The organism is Microbacterium sp. M (assembly GCF_045181065.1).
Taxonomy (GTDB): Bacteria; Actinomycetota; Actinomycetes; order Actinomycetales; family Microbacteriaceae; genus Microbacterium.
Genome location: NZ_CP173721.1, coordinates 463065 through 484824 on the forward strand (window position 1 = coordinate 463065; position 21760 = coordinate 484824).

The 21760-nt window shown below is 69.3% G+C and carries 17 protein-coding genes; 10 read left to right on the forward strand and 7 right to left on the reverse strand.

The window, feature by feature from the left end; translation table 11 throughout:
• Positions 1-6 precede the first annotated feature (6 nt).
• From ACI7YT_RS02200 to ACI7YT_RS02220, 5 genes are all read right to left on the reverse strand, one after another.
• Complete coding sequence (locus ACI7YT_RS02200; RefSeq protein ID WP_406248745.1) at positions 7-609, reverse strand: HD domain-containing protein; 603 nt, start codon at positions 607-609, stop codon at positions 7-9.
• Positions 610-700: 91 nt separating this feature from the next.
• Positions 701-2548 carry a glycoside hydrolase family 127 protein gene (locus ACI7YT_RS02205; RefSeq protein WP_406248747.1) on the reverse strand — a complete coding sequence of 616 codons (1848 nt, stop codon included), beginning with the start codon at positions 2546-2548 and terminating at the stop codon, positions 701-703.
• A complete protein-coding gene (locus ACI7YT_RS02210) occupies positions 2545-3435 on the reverse strand; it encodes a carbohydrate ABC transporter permease (RefSeq protein ID WP_406248748.1) in 891 nt (296 codons plus the stop codon). The genes ACI7YT_RS02205 and ACI7YT_RS02210 overlap by 4 nt, the downstream gene beginning before the upstream one ends.
• 16 nt (positions 3436-3451) lie before the next feature.
• Positions 3452-4357, reverse strand: coding sequence for a carbohydrate ABC transporter permease (locus ACI7YT_RS02215; protein ID WP_406250472.1), 906 nt, complete (start codon positions 4355-4357; stop codon positions 3452-3454).
• 2 nt (positions 4358-4359) lie between these two features.
• On the reverse strand, positions 4360-5658 hold the full coding sequence (locus tag ACI7YT_RS02220; RefSeq protein ID WP_406248750.1) for an ABC transporter substrate-binding protein: 1299 nt from the start codon (positions 5656-5658) through the stop codon (positions 4360-4362).
• A 176-nt stretch (positions 5659-5834) separates the two neighbouring features.
• Between ACI7YT_RS02220 and ACI7YT_RS02225 the strand changes: the two genes are divergently transcribed.
• The gene (locus ACI7YT_RS02225; protein WP_406248752.1) at positions 5835-6860 is read left to right on the forward strand and encodes a LacI family DNA-binding transcriptional regulator; all 1026 of its coding nucleotides are present in this window, start codon (positions 5835-5837) and stop codon (positions 6858-6860) included.
• Positions 6861-6885: 25 nt separating this feature from the next.
• Here the strand turns inward: ACI7YT_RS02225 and ACI7YT_RS02230 are convergent, their stop codons facing one another.
• Entirely contained in the window at positions 6886-7731 is an 846-nt protein-coding gene (locus ACI7YT_RS02230) for an NAD-dependent epimerase/dehydratase family protein (RefSeq protein ID WP_406248753.1), read from the reverse strand.
• Between the two features lie 55 nt (positions 7732-7786).
• On the opposite strand from ACI7YT_RS02230, the gene ACI7YT_RS02235 reads away from it, so the two are divergent.
• The 8 genes from ACI7YT_RS02235 to ACI7YT_RS02270 all read left to right on the forward strand — a co-directional run bounded on the left by ACI7YT_RS02235 (position 7787) and on the right by ACI7YT_RS02270 (position 19056).
• On the forward strand, positions 7787-8797 hold the full coding sequence (locus tag ACI7YT_RS02235) for a LacI family DNA-binding transcriptional regulator (protein WP_406248755.1): 1011 nt from the start codon (positions 7787-7789) through the stop codon (positions 8795-8797).
• A 95-nt stretch (positions 8798-8892) separates the two neighbouring features.
• Positions 8893-9612, forward strand: coding sequence for an L-ribulose-5-phosphate 4-epimerase (locus tag ACI7YT_RS02240; RefSeq protein WP_406248757.1), 720 nt, complete (start codon positions 8893-8895; stop codon positions 9610-9612).
• Complete coding sequence (locus ACI7YT_RS02245; protein ID WP_406248759.1) at positions 9609-11192, forward strand: xylulokinase; 1584 nt, start codon at positions 9609-9611, stop codon at positions 11190-11192. Before ACI7YT_RS02240 ends, ACI7YT_RS02245 begins: the two co-directional genes overlap by 4 nt.
• A gap of 11 nt (positions 11193-11203) precedes the next feature.
• Positions 11204-12721, forward strand: a complete 1518-nt coding sequence (gene araA / locus ACI7YT_RS02250; RefSeq protein WP_406248761.1) for an L-arabinose isomerase — start codon at positions 11204-11206, stop codon at positions 12719-12721.
• Positions 12721-13644, forward strand: a complete 924-nt coding sequence (locus ACI7YT_RS02255) for an aldose 1-epimerase family protein (RefSeq protein WP_406248762.1) — start codon at positions 12721-12723, stop codon at positions 13642-13644. Before araA ends, ACI7YT_RS02255 begins: the two co-directional genes overlap by 1 nt.
• Entirely contained in the window at positions 13641-14936 is a 1296-nt protein-coding gene (locus ACI7YT_RS02260; protein ID WP_406248764.1) for an alpha-galactosidase, read from the forward strand. The genes ACI7YT_RS02255 and ACI7YT_RS02260 overlap by 4 nt, the downstream gene beginning before the upstream one ends.
• 145 nt (positions 14937-15081) lie before the next feature.
• Positions 15082-17910 carry a glycoside hydrolase family 43 protein gene (locus tag ACI7YT_RS02265; RefSeq protein ID WP_406248766.1) on the forward strand — a complete coding sequence of 943 codons (2829 nt, stop codon included), beginning with the start codon at positions 15082-15084 and terminating at the stop codon, positions 17908-17910.
• Positions 17911-18027: 117 nt separating this feature from the next.
• Positions 18028-19056 carry a LacI family DNA-binding transcriptional regulator gene (locus tag ACI7YT_RS02270; RefSeq protein WP_406248768.1) on the forward strand — a complete coding sequence of 343 codons (1029 nt, stop codon included), beginning with the start codon at positions 18028-18030 and terminating at the stop codon, positions 19054-19056.
• A 52-nt stretch (positions 19057-19108) separates the two neighbouring features.
• Here the strand turns inward: ACI7YT_RS02270 and ACI7YT_RS02275 are convergent, their stop codons facing one another.
• Positions 19109-20134 (reverse strand): LacI family DNA-binding transcriptional regulator, encoded by a 1026-nt coding sequence (locus ACI7YT_RS02275; protein WP_406248769.1) that lies wholly within the window; start codon positions 20132-20134, stop codon positions 19109-19111.
• A 287-nt stretch (positions 20135-20421) separates the two neighbouring features.
• Between ACI7YT_RS02275 and ACI7YT_RS02280 the strand changes: the two genes are divergently transcribed.
• Positions 20422-21744: an ABC transporter substrate-binding protein gene (locus tag ACI7YT_RS02280; RefSeq protein WP_406248771.1), complete on the forward strand. Its 1323-nt coding sequence runs from the start codon at positions 20422-20424 to the stop codon at positions 21742-21744.
• Positions 21745-21760 lie beyond the last annotated feature (16 nt).

Here is a 21760-nt window from a genome sequence, read left to right on the forward strand (position 1 = left end):
CCGACCTCAGAGGTGTTCCAGCGGGTTCGCCGCAAGCTTGTCGATGAGGCCGCCGTCGAGCAGGCGGCGGGCGTGGCTGTGCTGTTTGCGGTGCGCCTGCTCCCGCACGCCAGCGCCGAACTCCTCGGCGAGATCCAGTCGCGGGTGCACCGAAAGCACCTCTCGGCGGAACTCGAGCGGGATCTCGGCATCCCGGCGTCCGGAGATGTCGAGGCCGGTGGCGGTCTCGAGCAGGTAGCCCTCGAGGTCGAACGCGGGGTCGACCTCGGGCCAGTTGTGCCGCACGATGACCTCGTTGATGCGCCGCCGACGCTCGGCGGGCCATCCGGCACCGGCCACCATCGCCCCGCCGACATGGCCTCCGGCCTCTTCGTAGCCGAGCAGGTGGTTGTCGAACGCCGGAGCGAGTCCGATGTCGTGCAGCAGCGCCGCGGCGTAGAGCAGCTCGTGGTCGACACCGGTGCGCTCTTCGATGACGGCGAACGCCTCGGCCCACAGCCAGGAGCGCTGCACATGGTGGCTCAGCGCAGGGGAGTGGTACTCGTCCATCAGCGCGCGGGCTCCCCGCGCAGCAGGGGTGTCGGGGACGGCGAAGTCGGAGATGCGCATGAGGCGAGAGTAATGAACACGCCCGCGTCCGGCGAGCGCGAAGAGCGACAAGGGGCGGCGGAATGCCGCCATCCGAGGAGCCGGGGGAACCTCAGCTCGTCGGCAACCAGACGCGCATGGTCGACGGTCCGCGCTGCGCCCAGTCGTGGTACGCCACGAGCGGAGCCTCCACCACGGAACCGGTCGATCGATTCCGTACCGGCACGACGACCCGGCCGTCGCGCTCCACCGGATCGCCGGCGATCACGGCATCCACCACGTCCGAGCCGAAATCAGTCGACTCCAGCGCGAGCACCTCGGGCCCTCGTTCGACGACGACGCAGCCGCGGACGGCATCCACTCGAGGGTCGGGCTCCGTCACGCGAGGCGCGACGGGCAGGTCCAGCTCGACGACATCCCCGCGTCGGAATGCTCGTCGCACCGTGACGGCCCCCGAAGCGACGGCCGCGTCCGCGCCATTCACCCGCAGCGTCGCCCCGTCAGCCCATGCCGGGACCCGCAGGGTCAGCGTCCATTCGCCGTCCTCTGCGATCGTGATCCGCACGCGCCCGTCCGCCGGGTACTCGGTCGCGACGTCGAACGCGACGACGCGCCCGTCGGGCAGCGTCGTGCGCACTCGCGCCGGAGCGTACTGGTGCAGCTGCACGCCGTCATCGTCCGCCGTGGCGACGTACGCGTCCAGACTGGCGAAGGTGCGGGCGACGTTCGGCGGGCAGCACGACACCTCGAACCACGGCGCGCGCAGGGACGACGACGCCCGTGATGACGTGGCGTCCGGGTCGGCCGGCACCCCCGGAACCCGCTGATGCAGCGTATTGGCGTAGTAGAACGCCTTGCCGTCCGACGAAGGCGACGTCGCCACGACGTTGAACAGCGTGCGCTCGATCAGGTCGCCAAAGGCAGCGTCTCCTGTCGCCAGCAGCAGCCGCCACGAGAACATCACCGAGCCGATGCCCGCGCATGTCTCGGAGTAGGCGCGGTCGGTAGGCAGCTCCCAATCGTCTCCGAACGCCTCGTCCTGGTGGTGCGAGCCCTGGCCGCCGGTCACGTAGGTGCGCCGTTCGACGGTGCGTGCCCACTGCTGACGCAACGCAGAAAGCAGCGAGGCATCCGAGCGCTCGACCGCGACATCCGCGGCCCCCGCCGACAGATAGTTCGCCCGAACCGCGTGGCCGCGCAGCACCGACGCCTCCCGCACCGGAACATCGTCCTGGTAGTACTTCCGACCCCACTCGATGTCGCGCAGCGACCCTCGTCCGTGCCGCTCGATGAACAGTGCGGCCTGGTCGACGAACCGCTGCTCGCCCAGGGCGCGACCGAGTTCGGCGAGCCCGACCTCGACCTCGGCGTGCCCGCAGATCGCATCGCGTCCGTCCGCGCCGAACTCGCGGCACACCAGCTCCGCGGCACGCCGGGCGATCCCGATGAGACCGTCGTCGGCATCCGCTCGGGTGCGCGCACGGGCGACCGCGGCCTGGAACAGGTGGCCGAGGCAGTACAGCTCGTGCCCCCACTCCAGATCCGACCAGCGTGCGCCCTGGCCGGGTCGCCCGAACGCCGTGTTCAGGTAGCCGTCGGGCTCCTGGGCGGCGGCCACGCGGGCGACGATCGCGCGGAAGCGCTCCTCGAGGGGTGAGGATGCCGCGGCATCCGTCCGTCCGATCTCCCACGCGAGCGCCTCGAGGTACTTGTAGATCTCGGAGTCCGCGAACTCCCGCCCTCGGCGGCCGGCGGGCAGAGCGCCGGATGCCGCGAGATCGAAGTTGCCCAGCCAGCCCTCGGATTCCAGGCGGGATTCGATGTGCGCGAGTGTCGCCGAACCGTTCACGCGCTGGCGTTCGGCCCAGAACCCGCCGGTGATGGAGACCTCTTCGAGGCCGAGGGGGCGCAGTCGACCGTGGGAGGGGACGACGGGAGCGGAGATATGGGTCATGGTCATCCCTTGAAGGCGCCGGACATGAAGCCGCGCACGTAGTGCCGTTGGAGGATCAGGAAGAGGAGGATGCAGGGGAGTGCGAGGACGACGACCCCCGCCTCGGTGGCGCCGTAGTCGACGACGCCCTGCACCTGCCCTCGGAGGTTGGCGACGGCGAGCGGCAGCGTCATCCGGTTGGAGTCGCTGATGAGGATCAGCGGAGCCATGAAGTCGTTCCATGCGGTCAGGAACGCGAACAGCCCGACCGTGACGAGTCCCGGCTTGACCGCGGGGAGCAGCACACGCCACAGGGCGCTCCAGCTGGAGCATCCGTCGACCATCGCGGCTTCGTCCATCTCGCGCGGGATCGATTCGAACGAGATGCGCATCATGAACATCGAGAACGGCAGCTGGAACATCGTGATCACCAGGGCCACGCCGACGAGCGAGTTCTGCAGGCCGACCGAATTCAGGATCACGTACAGCGGGATCAGCAGCGTCGCGTACGGCACCATCAGGATCGCCAGCGTCAGCAGGAACAGCGCGTTCTTGCCGGGGAACGAGAACCGCGCGAACGCGTAGCCGCCCAGCAGCGAGATGAACAGGGTGAGGGCGACGGTCAGCACCGAGACGAACAGCGAATTGCCCAGGTACACCCAGATGCCGGCCTGGTACTCGCCGAGCGCGGCGTAGTTGCCGAAGCCCCAGCCGTCGGTCTGGCTCGTCCCGGCCAGCGGACTCACACTCGAGACGCCGGTCCAGATCAGCGGGTACAGGAAGATCACGGCCAGGGCCGTCGTGAACACCCAGTACGGGATGCCGTAGACGAGGCGCTTCGCCCTGGAGCGGTAGCGCGGGGCCGTCGGCTGGTGGTCCGGTGCGACGAGGGTGCGGGTCAGTGTCTGAGACATGGGATCGGCTCTCGACTCAGTTCTCATCCGGGCGCCGGAAGGCGCGCAGCTGGAAGACGTTGATGATGATGAGCGCCAGCAGCACGATCACCGAGAGGGCGCCGGCGATGCCGAGGCTGTTCTGCCCCTGGAACGCGACGTTGTAGATGAGCTGCACGACCGTCATGGTGCTGTTGTCCGGCCCGCCCTTGGTGAGGATGTAGAACTGCTCGAACGCGAGCAGCGACCCGGTCACGCACATCACGATGGTCAGGGCGAACGTCGGGCGCAGCAGCGGAACAGTGATGTCGCGGAAGGTCTGCCAGCGGCTCGCGCCGTCGATGCGGGCGGCCTCGTACACGTCGTCGGGGATGCCCTGCAGCCCCACGAGCATCAGCAGCATGTAGAACCCGGCGTAGCGCCACACGATCAGGAAGATCGTCGACCACAGTGCGCCCTCCGGTGTGCCGAGGAAGGTGATCCCCCAGGACTTCATGAGATCGGCGAAGGGGCCCGCGATGGGGGAGTACAGCACGTAGAACAGCAGCGATGCGGATGCCAGGCCCAGCGCGCTCGGGATGAGGAACGCCGTGCGCAGGAACCCCTTCCAGCGGGTGGATTCCTGGACGAGCAGTGCGAGGCCGAGGCCGAGGCCGATCAGCAGCACGGTCGCGATCAGGGTGTACTTCAGGGTGAACCAGATCGAGTCCCAGAACAGCCGGTGAGTGACGGCATCCACGTAGTTGTCGGGGAAGTTGACGCCCTGGTTGCCGCTCAGCAGCGGCCAGTCGGATGCCGACATCTGGAAGACGAGCACCAGCGGCACGATGAACAGGAGAGCGACGAAGATCGCCGTCGGGGCGGCGTACAGCCAGCCCTGCACGGGGCCGCCGTACCCGGTGCGCGAGCGCCGGCGGCCCCTGGGGAGTGCGGTCGAGGCCATGGTCACTGCGAGAGGATCGCGGTGATCTCGTCGTTGTCGGCGTCGACCGAGTCGGTGCCCTTGAGGACCGCGTTGCGCACGAGGTTCAGCCACGGGCTGCCGGGCGCGTTGAACGCCTGCTGGAAGTTGATCGCCACCGGGGTGTCGCCTTGAGCCGCCACCTCGTTGATCGTCACCAGACGAGGGTCGGCTGCGGCGTACTCGTTGTCGGCGAGGTCGCCGCGGGAGACGGCGTTGCCGTCCTGTGCGAGAACCTCGACCTGCGCTTGCTCCGACATCATCCAGTTCAGGAAGTTCCACGCCTGCGGGGACTGCTCCGAGTCCTTCGAGATGCCGATGCCGTCGCCGCCGACGAACGTGGATGCGCCGCCGTCGACGCCGGGCAGACCTGCCACGCCCGCGTCGAACTCGAGCGTGGGCAGCAGCGTCGCGGGGAACGGCATGACGCCGACCTTGCCCTCGCTGAACGCGGCGGTCCAGGTCGGACCCGCCTCATCCGTGGAGCTCGGCAGGATCGCGCCGGCCTCCTGAAGGCCGGCCCAGGTGTCGTAGACCTCCTGCGCGGCGTCTCCGTTCAGGAGCGACTCGGTTCCGTCCTCGCTCATGACCTCCTCGCCGGATGCCCAGATCGAGGGGAACCACGTGAACACGAGGCATCCGCCGCAGTTCAGACCCGTGGCAGTGCCGTACGTGTCCGGCTTGTTCAGCGCCTGCACGGCCTGAGCGGCGGACGCGAACTCTTCGAGCGTCGCCGGCGCCTTCTCGGGGTCGAGGCCGGCCTCGGCGAAGAGCTCCTTGTTCCAGAACAGCATGGACAGATCGAGCACGAACGGCAGCACGTGCTCCTTGTCCTCGTAGGTGCCGGCGGAGAGGTGGCCCTCGTTGATCGAATCCTTGAAGTCGAGGCCGTCGACCTGCTCGCTGATGTCGGCGAACAGCCCCTGCTGCACCCAGTTCGGCACATAGACGATGTCGGCCGCGAACAGGTCGGGCAGCCCGCCCGACCCGGCCGCCGCACCGACCTTGGCGACGTAGTCGTCGTTCGGGACGACCGTGAGCTCGACCTGGTTCTCGTGCGTCTCGTTGTACGCGTCGACCAGGAGCTTGGCCTGATGCTCCAGGGGAGCACGGGTCCACAGGGTCAGCGTCGACCCGTCGTCCACACCCTCCGCGGGGATGGGTTCGACCGGGCCCTGCGGGTCGCCACCGCTCGCGCAGGCGGCGAGCGAGCCGACCAGTGCTGCGGCGGTGGCGAAGGCGATGGCCGCACGTCTGATCGTGCGGCGTCGGGGGGTGTGCATGGGTGTGCCTCCTCGGCTCTTCCTCGAGCGGTTCGAGCGGATGCTGTCGATGGATTCCGGAGCCGGATCGAAAATCACCGAAACCCCTTTCGAAAAGGTATACCGTGTGAGTCATCGGGTGGTCAAGAGGTTGTCCGATAACCTTTCAGCAACAGGTCGGCACGCAGGAGGATGCGGTGGCAGCAGGCGAGACCGCGGCGAAGGCCGCGACGCTCAATGACGTCGCGCTGCGTGCCGGCGTCTCGATCGCCACGGCATCCAAAGCGCTCAACGACCGCGGCGATGTCGCGGCCGCGACCCGCGCCCGAGTGCTCGCGGCGGCTGAGGAGCTGGCGTTCACCCCCAACGCGATGGCGAGGGGCCTGCTGGCGGGTCGGACCGGGACCGTCGGTCTGCTCACGAGCGATCTCGAGGGACGGTTCATGCTGCCGATCCTCATGGGGGCGGAGGATGCGTTCGGCGCAGGACGGATCAACGTCTTCCTGTGCGACGCGCGCGGCGATGCGATCCGCGAGCAGCATCACCTCCGCGAACTGCTCAGTCGACGCGTCGACGGGATCATCGTCGTCGGCCGGCAGACCGACCCACGGCCTTCGCTGGGGCAGGGCATCCCTGTGCCGGTGGTCTACGCCTACGCCCCATCGGATGATCCGCGCGACCTGTCGCTCACGCCGGACAACGTCGAGGGCGGCCGGCTCGCGGTCGAGCATCTGCTCGCGTGCGGGCGGCGGCGCATCGCGCACATCTCCGGCGACCCCTCGTACGCGGCGGCGCAGGACCGCCTGACGGGGGCGCGGGCGGCGCTCGCCGATGCCGGGCTCGAGCTCGTCGGAGCGCCGATGTTCTCGGAGTGGAGCGAGCACTGGGGGCGGGATGCCGCGGCGCTGCTGCTGCAGCGGCATCCGGAGATCGATGCGATCTTCTGCGGGTCGGATCAGATCGCGCGCGGCGCGCTCGATTCGGCGCGCGACCTCGGGCGGTCCGTGCCCGACGACCTCGCCGTCATGGGTTACGACAACTGGGAGGTCCTCGCGACCAACTCCCGCCCCGAGCTCACGAGCATCGACGCCAACCTGCAGCAGCTCGGCCGTCAGGCGGCGCAGCGCGTGTTCGACGCGATCGACGGCGTGAACATCGGTTCAGGGACGCGGACCCTGCCGGTGCGGCTGATGATCCGCGGGTCGACGATCGCCCGGCGGTAGGACGGGGCCGCGCCGCCTCGGTGCCTCACACGTGGTCGCGCCAGGAATGCTGCGGGTCGAAGCCCAGTACGCGCCGCGCCTTCTCGATCGAGAGCAGGGTCTCGTTGGGCCCGACCTCCCGGGTCACCGGCACACCGGGAAACACTTCGGCGATGAGCTCGGCATTCGGGCGTGACATCACGGTGTCGGCGGCCGCGATGATGAACCGGTCGAACCCAGGGGCTGCGGCCTCGAGCGCGCGCTGCACGGCCTGCGCCCCGTCGCGGGCGTCGATGTAGCCCCAGAGGTTCCACTTGCGCCGCAGGGCGTCGTCATCGAAGGACGGGAAGTCCGCATAGTCCTCCGGGTCCATCACGTTCGAGAAGCGCAGCGCGGTGATCGAGACATCCGGATGCCAGCGCACCAGCTCGGTCGCCAGCTGCTCCTCCAGCGTCTTCACCAGCGAGTACACGGACTCCGGGCGCGCCGGGTACTCCTCGTCCACCGGGATGTACGGCGGTGGAGCGTCGAACGGCAGCCCGAGCACGGTCTCGCTGGATGCGTAGACGATGCGCTGGATGCCGAGGCGCACCGCCGCCCAGAACACGTTGAACGTCGCAGGCATGTTGTTGTGGAACGTCGCGACATCGCTGCGGATGCCTGGCGCAGGGATCGCACCGAGGTGCACGACCGCGTCGATGCCGTTGTGCCGATCGCCGACCGCGGTGAACGCGTCGACGACCTGGCCGTAGTCGGTGAGATCGACCTGGACGAAGTCGGGGCCGCGGGTGCCCGCGACATCCATGCCGATGACGTCGTAGCCGCTTGCGCGCAGCTCCCTCGCGACGACACGGCCGAGCTTGCCTGATGATCCGGTGAGTGCGATGCGCATGCGTCCAGAGTGCCACGACCCGCCGCCTCACGGCGACGGCCCTAGACTCATCGCGATGAGCGAGACGAGAACCGACGGCACCCGCACGGTCGGCGTGCGCGAGGTCGCCGCGCTCGCCGGAGTATCCCGGCAGACCGTCTCCCGGGTGCTCAACGACCATCCGGAGGTCGCGGCGAGCACCCGCGAACGCGTGCTCGCCGCCATGGACGAACTCGGCTATCGGATGAACAACGCCGCCCGCGCACTAGGCACGCGGCGCACGCGCACGCTCGGCATCCTCGCCTCCGACGCCCTGCAGTACGGCCCGTCGCGGAGCATCGCAGCCATCGAGTCCAGCGCTCGCGAGGCCGGGTACTGGGTGAGTGCGGCCTTCGCGGATGCCGCGGATGATGCCGCGGTCGCCTCCGCCGTCGATCACTTGATCGCGCAGGGCGTCGAGGGGATCGTCGTCGTCGCGCCGCATGCCAGGACGCTCGTCGCTCTGGACATCTCGCGCATCGGCATTCCCGTCGTCACGCTGCACTCCGCGGGGCGCGGCGCCCGAGGTCTTTCCGTCGACCACGCCGCCGGTGCGCGGCTCGCCGTGGCTGCGCTGGCGGATGCCGGCCACACCCGCATCGCGCATCTGGCCGGTCCCGTCGACTGGCTCGAGGCCGAATCGCGGGTGGAGGGGTTCCAGGCCGAGCTCGCCGACCGCGGCCTGCCGGTCGGCCCCGTGCTGGTGGGCGACTGGACGGCCCGCTCCGGATACGACGCTGCCGGCGAGATCCGTGCCGCAGGCGTCACGGCGGTGTTCGCGGCCAACGACCAGATGGCGCTCGGGCTGCTGACCGGGCTGCGCGAGGCCGGCCTCGATGTGCCCGGCGACGTCAGCGTCGTCGGCTTCGACGACATCCCCGACTCGGCGTACTACTGGCCGCCGCTCACGACGGTTCGGCAGGACTTCGGCGAGCTCGCCCGCCGTGCGGTTGCGACGCTGATCTCGGGGGCGGATGCCGCGGCATCCGATCTCGCACCCGTCGCGCCGGTCCTCGTGCCGCGTGCATCCGTCGCGCCCCCGCGGTGAGCACCGGCCCACCGCCTTGACGCCGTCACCCCCGCATGGGACACTACTGTGACCGGTCACAGTGACCGGTGAGTCCGCCGCATGATGAGGTATCCGTGAGCAACGAAGCCCCTGTCTTCGCCCCTGAGATCGAAGCCGCCATTCAGACCGTCCGGGAGGACGTCGCCCGACTGCACGGAGAACTGGTCCGGTACGAGCTGATCGTGTGGACGGGAGGCAACGTCTCCGGCCGCGTCCCCGGTGCCGATCTGTTCGTGATCAAGCCGTCCGGCGTGAGCTACGACGACCTGACGCCTGACAACATGATCCTGTGCGACCTGGACGGCACTGTCATCCCCGGCACCGCCGGCAGCGACCGGAGCCCATCCAGCGACACCGCGGCGCACGCCTACGTCTACCGCAACATGCCCGACGTCGGGGGCGTCGTGCACACCCACTCGACCTTCGCCGTCGCGTGGGCCGCACGCGGTGAGGAGATCCCCTGCGTCATCACGGCCATGGCCGACGAGTTCGGCGGTCCCATCCCGATCGGCCCGTTCGCGATCATCGGCGACGACTCCATCGGTCGCGGCATCGTGCAGACCCTCACCGGACACCGCTCGCGCGCCGTCCTCATGCAGAACCACGGACCGTTCACGATCGGCGTCGATGCGAAGGATGCCGTCAAGGCCGCCGTCATGGTCGAGGACGTCGCCCGCACCGTGCACTACGCCCGCGAGGCCGGCCCGCTGATCCCGATCCCGCAGGAAGCGATCGACAGCCTGTTCAACCGGTACCAGAACGTGTACGGCCAGAACTCGGACGCCCGCCGATGACCGCGCGCGACGACCTCCTCGAGGGGCGCACGAGCCTGGGCATCGAGTTCGGCTCGACCCGCATCAAGGCGTGCCTGATCGGCTCCGACGCCACCGAGGTCCTCGCCACGGGGTCGTTCTCGTGGGAGAACCGCCTCGAGGACGGCCTCTGGACCTACGCGATCGACGAGGTGTGGCAGGGCCTGCAGGCCGCGTTCGCCGACCTCGTCGCCGACGCGCACGACCGCTACGGCGTGAAGCCCGCGACCTTTGGCGCCATCGGCATCTCGGCCATGATGCACGGCTACCTCGCCTTCGACGAGGCCGGCGACCTGCTCGTCCCGTTCCGCACCTGGCGCAACACGAACACGGGTGTCGCGGCCGCCGAGCTGACCGAACTGCTGGGCGTGAACATCCCGCTGCGCTGGTCGATCGCGCACCTGCACCAGGCCGTCACGGATGCCGAGGCGCACGTCCCGCAGCTCGACTTCGTCACGACCCTCGCCGGTTACGTGCACTGGAAGCTCACCGGCGAACGGGTCCTGGGCGTCGGCGACGCCTCTGGGATGTTCCCGATCGACTCGGCCACCGGCGACTACGACTCCCGCATGATCGCGGCCTACGACGAGCGCGCCGCCGACCGGCTTCCGGCTCCGGTGACGAACCTGCTCCCCGCCGTGCTCTCCGCCGGCGCTGCGGCCGGAACGCTGACGGCCGAGGGCGCGGCCCTGCTCGATCCGACCGGGGCGCTGCAGCACGGCATCCCGCTGTGCCCGCCCGAGGGCGACGCCGGAACAGGCATGGTCGCGACGAACTCGGTCGCCCCCAGGACCGGCAACGTGAGCGCAGGCACGAGCATCTTCGCGATGGTCGTGCTCGAGCACCCGCTGGCCGAGGTCCACCACGAGCTCGACCTCGTCACGACTCCCGCCGGCGACGCCGTCGCCATGGTGCACTGCAACAACGGCGCCAGCGAGCTGGCCGCCTGGGCGGGGCTCTTCACGCGCTTCTCGGCCGCGGCGGGACAGCCGCTGGACGACGACGCCGTGTTCGACACCCTCTTCCGCGAAGCGCTCGAAGGCGAAGCGGATGCCGGTGGCCTGATCGCGTACAACCACCTCGCGGGTGAGCCGATCGCCGGCCTCACCGAGGGGCGGCCGCTGTTCGTGCGCACGTCGGACAGCGCCTTCACGCTGGCCAACTTCATGCGCGCGCAGCTGTACGGCGTCTTCGGAACGCTCGCGCTGGGCATGCAGGTGCTCGCCGCCGAGGGCGTGGGCCTGGACCGCATGTTCGCGCACGGCGGCATGTTCCGCACCGCGGGTGTCGCCCAGCGCTTCCTCGCCGGAGCGCTGAACGCCCCCGTTGCCGTGGGAGAGCTCGCCAGCGAGGGCGGGGCGTGGGGCATCGCGGTGCTCGCGTCGTACCTCGCGCACGCACAGGACACCGACCTCGGCACGTTCCTCGACGAGAGCGTGTTCGCCTCGGCATCCCTCTCCACAGCCGACCCCGACCCGGCTGACGTCGCCGGATTCACCACCTACCTCGACCGCTACCGGGCGGGTCTGGCCATCGAGGCCGCCGCCACAGAGAACCTCTGAAGGATTCTGAAATGCCCAAGCTCACCACCTCCCTCGACGGCTACGAGGTCTGGTTCCTCACCGGAAGCCAGCACCTGTACGGACCCGAGACACTCGCGCAGGTCGCCGAGCAGTCCCAGCAGATCGCTTCGCTTCTGGATGCCGCGGGCGACGTCCCCGTGAAGATCGTCTGGAAGCCGGTGCTGACCGACTCCGCCGCGATCAAGAAGGCAGCCCTCGAGGCCAACGCCGACGACAACGTCATCGGCCTCGTCGCCTGGATGCACACGTTCAGCCCCGCGAAGATGTGGATCGCCGGCCTCGACGCGCTGCAGAAGCCGCTCGCGCACCTGCACACGCAGGCCAACGTCGAGCTCCCCTGGGCCGACATCGACTTCGACTTCATGAACCTGAACCAGGCCGCGCACGGCGACCGCGAGTTCGGCTACATCCAGACCCGACTGGGCGTGCCGCGCAAGACGATCGTCGGACACGCATCCGACCCGCGGGTGCAGCAGGAGTTGGGCACCTGGCAGCGCGCCGCGGCCGGCCTCGCCGCCTCGCGTTCGCTCAAGCTCGCCCGCTTCGGCGACAACATGCGCTTCGTCGCCGTCACCGAGGGCGACAAGACCGAAGCCGAACTGCGCTTCGGCGTCCAGGTCAACACCTGGGGCGTCAATGAACTGGCCGAGGCGGTCGCCGCGGCATCCGAGTCCGACATCGACGCCCTCGTCGCCGAGTACGAAGAGCTCTACGAGGTCGTCCCCGAGCTGCGCAAGGGCGGCGAGCGGCACCAGTCGCTGCGCGACGGCGCCGCGATCGAGATCGGCCTTCGGTCGTTCCTGGAGGAGGGCGGCTTCGGCGCCTTCACCACGAGCTTCGAGGACCTCGGCGAGCTGAAGCAGCTGCCGGGCCTCGCGGTGCAGCGCCTCATGGCCGAGGGCTACGGCTTCGGCGCCGAGGGCGACTGGAAGACCGCCGTCCTGGTCCGCATCGCGAACGTGATGGGTGCCGGCCTCCCCGGTGGCGCGAGCCTCATGGAGGACTACACCTACGACATGACCCCTGGTGACGAGCTGATCCTCGGCGCGCACATGCTCGAGGTGTCGCCGTCGCTGACCACGGCCAAGCCGACGCTCGAGATCCACCCGCTGGGCATCGGCGGCAAGGACAACCCGGTCCGCCTGGTCTTCACCGCGGATGCCGGACCAGCCGTCGTCGTCGCCATGAGCGACATGCGCGATCGGTTCCGCCTCACCGCGAACGTGGTCGAGAACGTCGAGCCGCGGGCCTCGCTGCCGAAGCTCCCCGTCGGCCGTGCCGTCTGGAAGCCCGCGCCCGACTTCAACACGTCGGCCGCCGCCTGGCTGACCGCCGGGGCCGCGCACCACACCGTCATGTCGACGGCGGTCGGGCTCGAGGCCTTCCGCGACTTCGCCGAGATGGCCGAGGTCGAGCTGCTCGTCATCGACGAGGACACCACGCTGGTCGAGTTCCAGAAGCAGGTCCGCTGGAATCAGGCCTACTACCGTCTCGCGCAGGGGCTGTGATGTCGGCGGACACGGAACCGGTCTCCGGCGCGCAGTTCGAGATCGCCGCGCACGGCTACCGCGCGGTCATCGCCTCGATCGGCGCCTCGCTGCGCGTGCTCGCGTTCGAGGGGCGCGACCTCGTCGTGCCGTTCGAGGCGGATGAGGTGCGCCCCGGATACCGCGGGACGACCCTCGCTCCTTGGCCGAACCGCATCGTCGACGGCCGTTACTCGTTCGCCGGAGTCGAGCACCAGCTCGCCCTGACCGAGCCGGGCCGCAGCCAGGCGCTGCACGGCCTGCTGTCGTGGGCGGACTTCCGTCCTCGGGTCGTCGAGGCCGACCGGGTCGTGCTCGTCGCGGTCATCCCGCCGCAGGACGGGTATCCGTTCCGCGTCGAGGTGTCCAGCGAATACGCGCTCGACGCCGACGGTCTGCAGCAGACGGTCACGGCCCGCAACCTCGGTGCGGATGCCGCGCCGTGGGGCACGGGACCGCACCCGTACCTCGTGGCCGGCGCCGGCCACGTGGACGACTGGACGTTCGCGCTTCCGGCATCCGAAGTCCTGACGGTGACGCCCGACCGGCTCAGCCCGGTCGCGGTCGAGCCGGTGACCGATCACCCGGAGTGGGACTTCCGGTCCGCGCGGGAGATCGGCGACGTGTTCATCGACCACGCGTTCACGTCGCTGTCGTACGAGGAGGGCATCTCCGAGGTGCGCCTCACCACGGCCGACGGCACCGGCGTCGCGATGCGCTGGGATGAGGCCTGCCCGTGGGTGCAGGTGCACACCGCCGACACCGGCGTCGACGCGACTCATCGGATCGGCCTGGCGGTCGAGCCGATGACGTGCCCGCCGGACGCGTTCAACTCCGGCGTCGACCTCGTCGTGCTCGAGCCTGGTGCGTCGCACGAGGCATCCTGGCGGATCGCCGCGCTGTGACCGTGTCGCGACCGCCGATGGGGTGGAACAGCTGGGACTGCTACGGCACCACAGTCACCGAGGCCGAAGTCATCGCCAACGCCGAGTTCATGGCCGAGCATCTGCTGCGCTTCGGCTGGGACACGATCGTCGTCGACATCGACTGGGCCGACCCCACCGCGCGGTCGCACGGCTACAACGCCGACGCACCGCTGCACCTCGACGAGCACGGCCGGCTGATCCCCGACCCGGAGCGCTTCCCGAGCTCAGCCGGTGGGGCGGGCTTCGGCCCTCTCGCCGCGCGCGTGCACGAGCTCGGCCTGCGCTTCGGCATCCACACCATGCGGGGCATCCCGCGGCGGGCGGTCGCGCAGGATCTGCCGATCCTCGGCACCGACGTGCGGGCATCCGACGTCGCCGACGCGACCAACGTGTGCGAGTGGAATCCCGACATGGTGGGACTCGACCACACCAACCCGGCGGCGCAGGCGTACTACGACTCGACCCTCGCTCTGTACGCCGAGTGGGGCGTCGACTTCATCAAGGCCGACGACATGCTGTGGCCGTACCAGGCGGCGGATGTCTCGGCATACGCCGCGGCGATCACGGCGTCCGGCCGGGACATCGTCCTGAGCCTGTCGCCCGGGCGCGACCTGTCGCTCGAGCGGCTGGATCACCTCCGCGCGCACGCCGACATGTGGCGCATCTGCGACGACCTGTGGGACCAGTGGTCGGATGTCGAGGCGAACTTCGCGCGTTTCGCGCGGTGGGCTCCGTTCGCGGGCGCCGAAGGCTGGCCGGACGGCGACATGCTGCCGCTCGGGCGCATCGGCATCCGTGCCGAGCGCGGCGAGCCCCGCGACGACCGGCTCACCCCGGACGAGCGTGTGGCGCTGCTGACGCTGTGGATCATCGCCCGCTCGCCGCTCATGATCGGCGGCGATCTGCCCTCGTCCGATCCGGCGACGATCGCGCTGTTCCAGAACGCCGATGTGCTCGCGGTGCTGTCGGGCTCCACGCGCAACCGCGAGGTCTTCCGTGAGGGCGCTCTCGTGCTGTGGGCCGCCGATGGACAGGACGGCGAGCGCTACGCCGCCGCCTTCAATCTCGGCTCCGTTCCCCTGGACGCGGTTCTGGATGCCGGAAACATCGGCTTCCCGGCATCCGGCGTCGCGAGCGAACTGTGGACCGGCCGCGAGGTGCCGCTCGAACCGGTCGCCGTGCAGAGCGATGCCGCTCGCGGCGTGGCGCCGGGGAGTGCTGCGGTGCGGGTGACGCTTCCGGTGCACGGCGCAGCGCTGCTGCGGATCTGACCCCGATCAGACGGCATCCTCGGACCCGTTGCGACCGACGCGGGGCTTGCCGTTCGGGGTGCTCGACTGGTTGGATGTGTGTTGACGTCAACTGTTGACGTCAACACACCCGTTCGACGGGTGCCTCATCCACAAGGGAGTGCGAATGACGAAGTCGACCCGCGCCGCGCTGGCAGTCTGTGCCGCGGCAGTGCTGACTGTTGCGGCGGTGGCACCCGCTCATGCCGCCGTGCCGATCGGAGATCCGGTGACGTACACCGCGTATCCGGCGATCCAGGACCCTGGGTCCAGCGCCGCCGGCTATTTCCAGCCGTACTGGTTCGACGACAACGGCGCGCACATCCAGGCGCACGGCGGCGCGGTCGTCAGCGCGCAGGAGCTCGGGGTCGAGGGCGGCGACGTCGTCACCGGTGCGGAAGACGGGCGCACGGTCTACTACTGGTATGGCGAGGACCGCAGCAACGGCTACTACGGCAGCCCAGGGGTGCACGCGTACAAGTCCTACGACACCCTCAACTGGACCGATGAGGGCATCGTGCTGCGCTCGGTCTCGGACGCCTCCGAGTTCGAGACCGACTACTTCGACGCCCTGTACGACACCGTCGACGACGCGGGCCAGCCGCGCACCGAGCGCATCGCCGAGTTGAACCACCACCTCAACACGAGCGACGCGGCCGAGTACACGACGATCTTCGAGCGCCCCAAGGCGCTGTACAACGAGAGCACCGGCAAATGGGTGCTGTGGTGGCACTCGGACGGGCAGACGACGCCGGGCGGCAGCATGTACGCCCGCTCGATGGCCGGAGTCGCCGTCTCCGACAGCCCGACAGGTCCGTTCCGGATGACGGGGGTCTACCGGATGCCGAACCGCACCGACTACAAGGCCTGCATCTCGGCCGCGGTACCCGGTCAGGCCCGCGACATGACCGTCTTCCAGGACGACGACGGTACCGCGTACATCTCCTACTCGTCCGAGGAGAACCGCTCGCTGTACATCGCCGAGCTCGATTCCTCGTACACGAACGTCACGCACACCACGGGCACCGACATGGTCGACGCCGGGCAGTACTCCGAGGACGGCCGCTTCCCGTACATCTTCGCCGACGGCACGGCGGAGGCGCCGGTGCGCGGCGAGGACTTCCAGATCGTCAAGGAGTGCGGCATGCTCGAGGCGCCGGCGCTCTTCCAGCACGGCGGGAAGTACTACGCCGTCGCGTCCGGTGCGACCGGATGGGCGCCGAACCCGCAGACGTATCACACGGCCGACAGCATCCTCGGCACCTGGATCCGCGGGGTGGAAACCGATGACGCCTACGAGAACGTCGCCTACAACTCCATCCCCGAGGGCGGTGACGGTCTGCTCTCGATCGGCGACACCCGCCGGACGACCTTCGGTTCGCAGTCCACGAACGTGCTCGACCTCGGCGGCGGACGCTTCGTCTACATGGGCGACCGATGGAACTCCGGCGCCGCCGATTCCACCTACGTCTGGCTGCCCATCACGATCGGCGAGAACGGCCGCGCCGAGATGCGCAACCCCGCGGTCGAGGATCCGACCCGCTGGGCGGACGGCTGGGATGCCACATATTTCGACTCCCACGGCCTCGGCACGCAGATCTGGAGCGTCACGGACGACCGGCTCCCCGAGGCTGTCGAGCCGGGCGAGGACTTCTCGGATGCCCTGCCCGCCAGGGTTCCCGTGAAGGTCGGCGAGACCACGGTCGAGACGGCCGTGACTTGGAGCGCCACGTCGTTCGGCGAGCGCGGCACGCAGACGATCACCGGCACGCTCGCGGCCGATGCGGACTTCACCGAGGGCCGCACCTTCGCCCGCACGATCGAGGTGGCCACTCCCGGCGTCGTGAACCTCGCACCCGGGTCGGCGGTGTCGGCATCCAGCCGGGTCGATCTCGCCCCCACGGTCGCCGACGGAAACGTCAAGGGCAAGGGCTGGGACGACTGGGTCGGCGGCGGCGCGTACCCCACCTCGAGCTGGCTGTCGTTCTCCTGGCCGCTCGCCCAGGACGTCGACGAGGTCGTCGTGCACACGTACAAGGACGGCGCCGGCGCGACCTGGCCGTCGCACGTCGCGGCCGAGTATCTGGATGCCGCCGGCGACTGGGTCCCGGCCGACGTCGGTGTCGATATCGCACAGGATGCCGCGGCATCCGCTCCTGTGGCGACGCTGGACCTCGCGGACCTGCCGCAGACCAACGGGGTGCGGCTGCGGCTGACGACCGCGACCAACACCTGGCAGTCGATCTCGGAGGTGCAGATCTGGGGTGCCGACGGCATCGACGACATCTGCGCGGCCGAGGGCACGACGGTGTCGGCGAGCTTCCATCAGACCGAGTGGGTGACGATGCCGGCGCAGAACGCGTGCGACGGCTCTGCGACGACCTCGTGGTCGACGTGGACCGGCGGCACGCCGAAGGACACGGCGACCTTCACGGTCGAGCCGGCCGCCGCGGCGGTCGTCGATCGCGTCGGATTCACGAACGTCGAGGGGACGATCGCGGGCGTCGGCGTCGAGTACCGCGATGCGCAGGGCACGTGGCACGCGACGAGCGCACAGGATGTCGCACCCGGCGCGAACGGCAAGCCGACGACGATCCTGTTCGACCCCGTGCTCATTTCCGCCGTGCGCCTCACTTTCGCAACCCCGGGCTCGTATCTGAAGATCCCCGTCCTCGCGGTCGGAACGGCGCCCTCGGACGTCGTGCCCGCGGTGGTCACCCGCTGCGTCGCCGGGAAGGTGCAGCTCGTCTCGACGGTGCACAACAGCGGTGCCGGAACGACGGATGCCGTCGTCGAGACGCCGTTCGGCCGGCGCGTGATCGAGGCGGTCGCCCCTGCCGGCACCGGCCAGGCCGTGGCCGCGACCAAGAAGCCGTCCGTCGAGGCCGGCGAGATCACGATGACGGTCGGGGAGGCGTCGGTGACCGCCGGGTACGCCGCGGCGACCTGCGGATAGCCCCAGCCCAGTTCGAATCGCTCGAATGACCCTGGAATCCCCCGGGAACGGTCATTCGAGCGATTCGAACGCTTCCCGGGACCGGGGAAGGCGAGACAGGAGGCGTAGGGTTCAAGGGTGAGCAGCACCACCGGACGCGTGACGATCGCGGACATCGCCGCTCGCGCAGGCGTCTCCATCGGTGCGGTGTCGTTCGCGCTCAACGGCCGCAAGGGAGTCTCCGCCGAGACTCGTCAGCGCATCCTCGCGGTCGCCGATGAGCTCGGCTGGGCGCCCGCCAGTGCCGCCCGCTCGCTCGCCGGCGCCAAGACCGCGACGTTCGGACTCGTGCTCGCCCGCGATCCGCGCAACCTCGGCGTCGAGTCGTTCTACATGCAGTTCCTCGCCGGCATCGAGTCCGAGCTGTCTCTGCGCAACCACGGTCTGCTGCTCCAGGTCGTCCCCGACATCGAGAGCGAGCTCGAGACCCTGCGCGGCTGGCACAAGGCCCGCCGTGTGGACGGCGTGATCGTCACGGACGTGCGCGTCGATGATCCACGCATCGCCTATCTGGCCAAGACCCCGACCCTTCCCGTCGTGGTCGTCGGCGATCCGAGCGTCGCCGACGGGCTGACCACGGTCGGCACCGACGACGCCACCGCAGCCAGGGAAGCGGTACGCCACCTGGTCGGACTCGGGCATCGGCGCATCGCGCGCGTCGCGGGCCTGGTCGAGCTCGCGCACACCCGCCTCCGCGACGAAGCCTTCCTCGATGAGATGCGCCTGCAGGATGCCGAGCCCATCGTGCTGCACACCGACTTCACCCCTGCAGAGGGCGTCGAGGCGACCAGGGCGGTGCTGACCGGCCCGAACGCTCCGACGGCGATCATCTACGACAACGACATCATGGCTGTCGCCGCGCTCGGCGTCGCAGCGCAGCTCGGCATCCGCGTACCCGATGAGCTGTCGATCGTCGCGTGGGACGACTCGGTGCTGTGCCAGCATTCGTACCCCCGGCTGACCTCACTGAGTCACGACGTCGTCAACTTCGGGGCGCACGTGGCGCGCCGGCTGTTCGACGTCGTCGGGGGAGCGGCGCCGGAGGCCGACCTGGACTCCACGCCCGTGCTGCAGCCGCGTGAGTCCACGGGGCCCTCGCCCCGCTGAGCTCGGTTCACCGCGCGTTCGAGTGCGAACAGCTCCCGCTCGAGTAATGGGGTCATGGTGCGTTCCGCTCGTGCGGCGGGCGTTCGCCCGTGCCGCGCTCGACGATCCAGGTCGGCAGGACGATCCGTCGTGGCGGGCCCGCGGGGTCGCTCATGCGCTCCATGGCCAGGCGCGCGGCCTGGCGTCCGATCTCGATCGGATCGTAGGTGATCACGGAAACACCGATGACGTCCGCAGTGTCGAAGTCGTCGAAGCCGATCAACGCGGTGCGCGTGTCGTCTCGTGCGCGCATGGCGCGAAGCGCGCCGATCGTCATGCGGTTGTTGCCGGTGATGATCGCCGTGGGCGCGTCGTCCGAGTCGAGCAGCTCGCCGATGGTCGTGTCGGCGCGTTCCGTGCGGTCATCGCTCAGGCGACACCAGGCCGCGGTGTCCTCGATCCCCGCCTCGGACATTGCGGCGCGGTAGCCCGCCAGCCGATCCGCCTGCGTCGACACGCCTGCGGGGTTGCACACGTAGCCGATGCGGCGATGCCCGAGTGCCAGCAGTCGTCGGGTCGCCTCATGCACGACGCGGTGGTTCTCGAGCACGATCGCATCGGCGAGGACGTTCGTCGCGTCGCGGTCGATGGAGATCACCGGGGTGCCGAGCTGTCGCTCGCCCTCGAGATACGCCTGATCGTCCGCCACGGGAATGATCAGCAGGGCACCGACCCGCTGCCCCAGGAGCGCATCGACCACCCTGGCCTCGCCCTCGGCGGTGTCATCGGTCGTAGCGAGCAGCAGATGGTGGCCGTGCGGGGCGATCTCGGCCTCGATGCCCGAAGCGACCTTGTAGTAGAACGGGTTGCCGAATTCGCCCATCACGAACCCGACGGTGTCGGTGCCGCCGCCTCGCCGCAGATGCTGGGCGAGCGTGTTCGGACGGAAGCGCAGGCGCGTCGCAGCGGCCTGCACGCGCTGCGCGGTCTCGGCCCCCACGATCTCCGGCTGATTGAACACCCTCGACACGGTCTTCGCGCTGACCCCGGCCAGGCGCGCGACATCGTCGAGGGTGGCGCGAGGCTGCACAGTCGTCATCGGAAGGGCTCTCGTTCGGAGGCGTGAATGCGCTCCATCGTAGCCACGAATATCCGCATGACAACGACGGACAGACGGACGCACCGTTCCGTCGCAAGAATCTCCATCGCGAAAAAGTCCAGATAAGCGGGAAGAAACCGCGGCACCTCCGTGGTCCGGAAATCCACGATATTTCACTAAAGCGCTTTACATCCGGCCATGTCTGTCCTACGCTGACATCCACATCCGGCGGCGAGGATCTTTTCGCGATCCGCTGGCCGGCTGCCACCACATCAAGGGAGATTCACATGGCATCACGCAAGGCAATGGCTGGCCTTGTCGTCGCAGCGACGACCACAGCGCTCCTGCTCACCTCGTGCTCGAGCGGCGGCGGTTCCGGTGACGCGGACAACGCGATCGACGGCGAGGTGAAGGGCGACATCAAGGTCGTCACCTGGCGCACCGACCTCGTCGAGGACGGCACCCTCGAGGCATACGCCGAGGACTTCAACAAGGAGTACCCCGACGTGAAGGTCACGTTCGAGGGCATCACCGACTACGCGGGCGAGATGCTCACCCGTATGAGCACGAGCAATTACGGCGACGTCATCGGCATCCCCGCGATCCAGCCAGACCAGTACGAGCAGTTCCTCGAGCCGCTCGGCGACACGGCCGATTTCGAGGACACCTACCGGTTCCTTCCGGCGGCGAGCTACGAGGGCACCCAGTACGGCATCGCCTTCGGCGGCAACGCGAACGGCGTCGTCTACAACAAGAAGATCTTCGAAGCGGCCGGCGTCTCCGAGCTGCCGACCAGCGAAGACGAGTGGCTGGACGCACTGCAGAAGGTCAAGGACTCGACCGAGGCCGTTCCGATGTACACGAACTACAAGGACGGCTGGCCGCTGACCCAGAGCTTCGGCAACCTGGGCGGCATCACGAACGACCCGGATGCTCCGATCACCCTCGCAGAGGACCCGGCGCCGTGGACCGAGGGCACCGACATGTACGCGATCGACGGTCTGCTGTACGAGACGGTCGCCGCCGGTCTCACCGAGGCCGACCCGCTGACGACGAACTGGGAGCAGTCCAAGGTCGACCTCGGCACGGGCAAGATCGCCACGATGCCGCTCGGTTCCTGGGCCATCTCGCAGATCAAGCAGGCAGCCGAGGACAACGGGGCCTCCGCGGACGACATCGGCTTCATGGCCTTCCCCGCCAACGTCGATGGCACCCAACTGGCCGTCATCGGCGGCGATTACAACCTCGCCGTCAGCAAGCACTCGAAGTCGAAGGCCGCCGCCTGGGCGTGGATCCAGTGGGTCGTGTCCGAGTCCGGCTACACCGAGACGCAGGGCATGGTCTCTCCGCTGAAGGATGCGCCTCTGCCCGAGTCGCTCGCCGATTTCGAGGCGGCCGGCGTCGAGCTCATGGAGATCAACGCGGCACCCGCCGGCAAGGAGGGCCTGCTGAACGAGGTCTCCAGCGACTCCCAGATCGACCTGTACGGCCCGATCTACCGTCAGAAGCTCATCGATGTCGCGCGCGGCGCTGCCGACGGTGACAAGGCGAGCTACTTCGCCGAGCTGAACGAGCGCTGGGGCGCTTCGGTCGAGAAGCTCGCGGGCTGAGACAGAGGGCGGCAGA

Coding starts and splice junctions, on each gene's coding strand:
- ACI7YT_RS02200 (WP_406248745.1), bottom strand. CDS start 609: ATGCGCATCTCCGACTTCGCCGTCCCCGACACCCCTGCTGCGCGGGGA.
- ACI7YT_RS02205 (WP_406248747.1), bottom strand. CDS start 2,548: ATGACCATGACCCATATCTCCGCTCCCGTCGTCCCCTCCCACGGTCGA.
- ACI7YT_RS02210 (WP_406248748.1), bottom strand. CDS start 3,435: ATGTCTCAGACACTGACCCGCACCCTCGTCGCACCGGACCACCAGCCG.
- ACI7YT_RS02215 (WP_406250472.1), bottom strand. CDS start 4,357: ATGGCCTCGACCGCACTCCCCAGGGGCCGCCGGCGCTCGCGCACCGGG.
- ACI7YT_RS02220 (WP_406248750.1), bottom strand. CDS start 5,658: ATGCACACCCCCCGACGCCGCACGATCAGACGTGCGGCCATCGCCTTC.
- ACI7YT_RS02230 (WP_406248753.1), bottom strand. CDS start 7,731: ATGCGCATCGCACTCACCGGATCATCAGGCAAGCTCGGCCGTGTCGTC.
- ACI7YT_RS02235 (WP_406248755.1), top strand. CDS start 7,787: ATGAGCGAGACGAGAACCGACGGCACCCGCACGGTCGGCGTGCGCGAG.
- ACI7YT_RS02245 (WP_406248759.1), top strand. CDS start 9,609: ATGACCGCGCGCGACGACCTCCTCGAGGGGCGCACGAGCCTGGGCATC.
- araA (WP_406248761.1), top strand. CDS start 11,204: ATGCCCAAGCTCACCACCTCCCTCGACGGCTACGAGGTCTGGTTCCTC.
- ACI7YT_RS02255 (WP_406248762.1), top strand. CDS start 12,721: ATGTCGGCGGACACGGAACCGGTCTCCGGCGCGCAGTTCGAGATCGCC.
- ACI7YT_RS02265 (WP_406248766.1), top strand. CDS start 15,082: ATGACGAAGTCGACCCGCGCCGCGCTGGCAGTCTGTGCCGCGGCAGTG.
- ACI7YT_RS02275 (WP_406248769.1), bottom strand. CDS start 20,134: ATGACGACTGTGCAGCCTCGCGCCACCCTCGACGATGTCGCGCGCCTG.
- ACI7YT_RS02280 (WP_406248771.1), top strand. CDS start 20,422: ATGGCATCACGCAAGGCAATGGCTGGCCTTGTCGTCGCAGCGACGACC.